This window comes from Mesorhizobium sp. M4A.F.Ca.ET.050.02.1.1 (assembly GCF_003997725.1).
In the GTDB taxonomy this organism is placed as follows: domain Bacteria; phylum Pseudomonadota; class Alphaproteobacteria; order Rhizobiales; family Rhizobiaceae; genus Mesorhizobium.
Genome location: NZ_RZSG01000445.1, coordinates 1 through 4987 on the forward strand (window position 1 = coordinate 1; position 4987 = coordinate 4987).

Here is a 4987-nt window from a genome sequence, read left to right on the forward strand (position 1 = left end):
TCGCTGATGGCTTCGGTGACGCGGCGCGAGATCTCGTCCTTGCGCTTTTGCGAATGGCCCTCGAGTATCCGAATGTTGACGAACGGCATCGGCGCCTCCCGGGCATTTTCTTGTTGTGGGGAGCGAGCCTAGTCAGCGCCCGGGCCGGGCGATACGGGTCAACGCGCAGCGCCGACTGTGGTTTTGCACAGTCGGTCCCTTCAGGCCGCGGACGTCAATTATTGGTCCTGCAGCGGCGCCGCCTGCGCCAGCCAGGCGTCGAGCCGGTCCTGCTCGCGGCGCAGCGCGTCGATGTTGATCAGGCCGCGCGCCAAGGCGAGGTAGATCGCCCGCGTGCGCGAGTTGAAGACGGAGGCCTCACCGGCGCCGTCCTCCGGCGGCACGATGCCCAGCTTGTCGTAGACGTGCTTGATGCGGCTTTGCGCGCCGCGGATCGACAGGCCCCGGCGGGCCGCGATCGCCCGGTCGGTCAGGCCGAGCGCGATGTCGATCAGACTTTCATATTCGCCATCGGTGATGCCTTCGAAACGATCCTGGACGCGATGCTGGATGCCGCGTATCTCACGATCGATGATGCAGTGGCCTTCGCGGAAGACGCCGCGAAGCGCCGAGCGCATGCCTTCCTCGGTCGCCGATTTCAGTACATAGCCATAGACCGAGCCGGGCGGCACGATGCGCGCCACGCCGCGCACATAGGCCTCGTCGGCGAAGTTCGACCAGAACAGGATGTGCGTGCCGGCGCGCCGGCTCCAGATGGCGCGGGCCACCTCGATGCCCGTTGCCTTGGGCAGTTGCAGGTCGAGCACGACATGCGGCGGCTCGCGCTCGGCCGCCATGTTGATGGCATCCTCGCCGTCGCCCGCCTCGATCACCTCGACGTCGCCAGGCCACAACTGTTCCACCGTCCGGCGCGCGAAAGTGCGATGCAGCCCGTCATTCTCGGCGATCATGACCAGCATCACGCCACCTCCGATTCCGGCTCGCTCGCCGCCATGGCCGGCTTGCCGTCAGCTGGCGCGCGATCGATCTCGATCACCACCCTGGTGCCGCCCTTGCGGCCGGCCGGCTCGAAGCGCAGCCGCGCGCCGACAAGCGCCGCCCGCGTATGCATGTGGCCGATGCCGCCCTGCGCGGCCGGGTCGATCGTGCCGCAGCCATGGCCGTCGTCGGTGACGACGACCTTGAACACGCCGTCGGTCGAGGTCAGCAGCACCTCGATCCGGCCGGGTGCAGCGTGCCGCACCGCATTGTTGATCGCTTCCTGCACGATCCGGTAGAGCGACGTGCGCATCGTCTCCGGCAGGCTGTCGGCGCTGCCGTCGCTGGTGTCGGCGATCCGCACGGCGATCGGCGGCTTCGCCCGCGCGACACTGCGGTTGAGATGCGCCTCGACGGCGTCGCGCAGCCCGAACAGCTCGAGCACGCTCGGCCGCATGTCGTCGACGATGTGGCGCAGTTCCGCCAGGCAACCGGCGATCTCCTGCTCGAGATCGGCGAGTTGGGCCGTCCGCGCCATGCCCCGGCTGCGGAAGGCCGAGACCTGGCGCGCGATGCGGGCAAGATCGGCAAGCGTCTGGTCGTGCAGGTCCATGGCCATGCGGCGGCGCTCGCGCTCCATGCCTTCGGTCAGTTGCGAGGCGCCGACCCTGAGCAGTTCCGCCCGGTTGCGCGCCTCGCTCTCGGCGAGCATGGCGCGGCGCGCCTCCTCGGTCTGGATCAGCGCAAAGATGTAGGGGGCGATGAGATCGGCGCATTGCTGGGCGACGGCCACATCCGTCAGCGTGTAGCAGCCGACCTCGTGGCGGCTGATGTTGAGCGCGCCGATGACGCTGCCGCGCGCCCTGAGCGGCACGATGATGCGGCTGCGCAGCCTGGCTTCGAAGATCGGCTCGTCGAAGGCGCCGGCGAAGTGAAAGCGCTCGTCGACCAGCGCGTTGTCCGACAACAGAAAGGGCGTCTGGCCCCACAGCACGCGCCGGATCGGGCTGCCCTCGACAGGATGCTGCGCCAGATCGCTCCAACTGGTGTGGAAACCGGCTTCGTAGCAGGCATGCATGCGGCCGTCCTGCGACAGCACCGCCAGGTCGATGTGGTCGTGCGGAATGAGCGTGCCGATTTCGATCGCCGTCGCCCGGAACGCCGAGCCCGGATCGATGTGGCCGGCAAGCGCGCGGGAAATGGCGACCAGCCGGTCGATCAACTGGGGAGATACGTCCGACATGTCTCTTCCCTCGCCATCTCCGCAAACCAAGCGGCACGCCAGACGCCTCGTTGGCGAGCGCGGCCGATACGCGATTTGCCTGCAGTCCTCCCTGCCAGCGAAATAGTGAACGCTTGCCGATGCCGCGTCAACGACACCTGCCCTCGCTGCCGGCGATCAACTTCAGGTGCGACGATTGAAAAGCCTTCGACTCCTGGTCTAGGAACGGCAGCAGGAGGCCAATGCATGGCAGCGACCGTTGCTCAGGGCGCCCCGGGGATACCGGCGCGCTGGACGTCAAGCGCCAAGAGCGGCGTTGGCACTGCGCTTTCTGAGGTCAGCCCCCTCTGGTTCACGCTCAGCCACGGCATCCTCAACGAGATCTACCATCCGCGCCTCGACAGCGCCTGCACGCGCGACATGGAACTGATCGTCACCGGCCCCGGCGGCTATTTCTCCGAAGAGAAGCGCGATGCCGCGCATGAGGTCTCGACGGTCGATGCCGGCGTGCCCGCCTACCGGCTGACCAACACCGCGACCGATGGGGCGTACAGGATCGGTAAAAGGATCATTACGGATCCGAAACGCCCTGTCCTGCTGCAGGAGATCACCTTCTCGGCACTCAAAGGCTCAGCTAGCGATTACCGCGTCTACTCGCTGCTCGCGCCGCATCTCGTCAATGCCGGCATGGGCAACACCGCCTGGCTGGGCGAGCACAGGGGCAAGCCTGTGCTGTTCGCCTCGGGACGCGGCACTTGCCTGGCGCTTGCCTCATCGCTGCCCTGGGGCGCCTGCTCGGCCGGCTATGTCGGCTTTTCCGACGGCTGGCAGCAGCTCCAGCAGGGCGGCGTCCTCGATCCGGTCTGCCGCCGGGCCGAGGACGGCAATGTGGCGCTGACCGGCGAGATCGGCTTTTCCGCCGCTGACAACACAGCGCTGCTGGCACTCGGCTTTGGAGCCTCGCCGGAAGAGGCCGCCGACCTGGCTTTTGCCAGCCTGAAGCAGGGCTACGACGCCTCCGCCAAGGTCTATGTCGAAAACTGGCGCAAATGGCAGGCCGGGCTGCACAAGCTCGACCGGCACGCGACCTCGGGACTGAACACCTACCGCGCCAGCACGGCGGTGCTGGCTTCGCATCTGTCGATCGCCAGGCCGGGGGCCGCCGTCGCCAGCCTGTCGATCCCCTGGGGCTTCAACAAGGGCGACGACGATCTCGGCGGCTACCACCTTATCTGGCCGCGCGATCTGGTCGAGACTGCCGGCGGCTTCCTAGCCGCCGGCGACGGCAAGCAGGCGCTACAGATCCTGACCCGTCTGCGCACGATCCAGCAGCCGGACGGCCACTGGCCGCAAAATGCCTGGTCCGACGGCACCGCCTATTGGCCGGGCATCCAGATGGACGAATGCGCCTTTCCGCTGCTGCTTGCCGACGCCTTGCGCCGCGCCGGCCACCTGCCGCGCGCGAAACTCGCCGGCTTCCTGCCGATGATCGAAAGTGCCGCGTCCTATGTCGTGCGCAACGGGCCGGTCACCGGCGAGGACCGCTGGGAAGAGGATGCCGGCTACAACCCCTTCACGCTGGCCGTCGAGATCGCCGCCCTGCTGGCGGCCGCCGACATGCTCGACATCGTGGGAAAAACAGAGCCGGCAAACTATCTGCGCGAGACCGCCGATTGCTGGAACGACCAGATCGAGCGCTGGACCTATGCCACCGGCACGCCATTATCCGCAGAAATGGGCGTCAACGGCTACTATGTCCGCATCGCCCCGCCGGATACGTCGGATGCCGCCTCCCCCAAGGACGGCTATGTGCCGATCAAGAACCGGCCCCCGGTCGACTCCGACAGGTTGGCCGAGGCTATCATCAGCCCCGATTCGCTGGCGCTGGTGCGCTTTGGTCTCAGGGCGGCGGATGATCCGCGCATTCTAGACACTTTGAAGGCCATCGACGCCCGGCTGCGCTGCGACCTGCCGCAAGGGCCGCTCTGGTATCGCTACACCGGCGACGGCTATGGCGAGCACGAGGACGGCGCGCCCTTCGACGGCACTGGCCAGGGCCGCCCATGGCCGCTGCTGGCGGGCGAGCGTGCCCATTACGAGCTCGCGGCGGGCCGCAGGGACAGGGCGGAAAGCCTGCTCGCGACGCTCGAGGCGTCCGCCGGGATCGGCGGCCTGCTGCCGGAGCAGGTCTGGGACGGCCCCGACATGCCGCAGCGCGAGTTGCGCCGCGGCGCCCCTTCGGGCAGCGCCATGCCGCTGGTCTGGGCGCATGCCGAGCACATCAAGCTCTTGCGTTCGCTTCGCGACGGCGCCGTCTTCGACCTGCCGCCGCAAGGCGTCGAGCGCTACATCAAGGCAAAGACCACCTCGCCGCGCAGGATATGGCGCTTCAACAACAAGATCCGTTCCATCCCCACCGGCAAGATGCTGCGCGTCGAGCTTGCAGCGCGCGGCGTTGTCCATTGAGCAGCGACAAATGGCTGACGGTGCGCGACGACAAGACGATCGAAAACGCGTTCGGTGTCCATCTGGTGGATTTGTCCGTTGACCGACTTCCGCCGGGGAGCACGATCGTCTTCACTTTTTTCTGGCCCGACACCAGCCGTTGGGAGAATGTCGACTTCACCGTCTGTATCGAAGGGTCGGATAGCCGCTAGATTTCTTCTTCCTCAAACGACTGGGACAAATCCATGCAGATCGGAATGATGGGACTGGGCAGGATGGGCGCCAACATGGTGCGCCGCTTGATGCGCGACGGCCATGAATGCGTCGTCTATGACATCAACC

At 66.9% G+C, this 4987-nt stretch carries 3 protein-coding genes and 1 pseudogene; 2 read left to right on the top strand and 2 right to left on the bottom strand.

Annotated elements, in window-relative coordinates; translation table 11 throughout:
- Positions 1-218 precede the first annotated feature (218 nt).
- Both EOA33_RS24030 and EOA33_RS24035 read right to left on the bottom strand, forming a co-directional pair.
- The gene (locus EOA33_RS24030) at positions 219-959 is read right to left on the bottom strand and encodes a response regulator transcription factor (RefSeq protein ID WP_126057534.1); all 741 of its coding nucleotides are present in this window, start codon (positions 957-959) and stop codon (positions 219-221) included.
- Positions 959-2221 (bottom strand): histidine kinase, encoded by a 1263-nt coding sequence (locus tag EOA33_RS24035; protein ID WP_127406754.1) that lies wholly within the window; start codon positions 2219-2221, stop codon positions 959-961. The genes EOA33_RS24030 and EOA33_RS24035 overlap by 1 nt, the downstream gene beginning before the upstream one ends.
- 225 nt (positions 2222-2446) lie before the next feature.
- Between EOA33_RS24035 and EOA33_RS24040 the strand changes: the two are divergent.
- Both EOA33_RS24040 and EOA33_RS24045 read left to right on the top strand, forming a co-directional pair.
- Positions 2447-4857: pseudogene (locus EOA33_RS24040) on the top strand (glucan 1,4-alpha-glucosidase).
- Positions 4858-4890: 33 nt separating this feature from the next.
- Positions 4891-4987: NAD(P)-binding domain-containing protein (locus EOA33_RS24045; RefSeq protein WP_145989254.1), on the top strand; the 97-nt coding region annotated here is incomplete at its 3' end.

Coding starts and splice junctions, on each gene's coding strand:
- EOA33_RS24030 (WP_126057534.1), bottom strand. CDS start 959: ATGCTGGTCATGATCGCCGAGAATGACGGGCTGCATCGCACTTTCGCG.
- EOA33_RS24035 (WP_127406754.1), bottom strand. CDS start 2,221: ATGTCGGACGTATCTCCCCAGTTGATCGACCGGCTGGTCGCCATTTCC.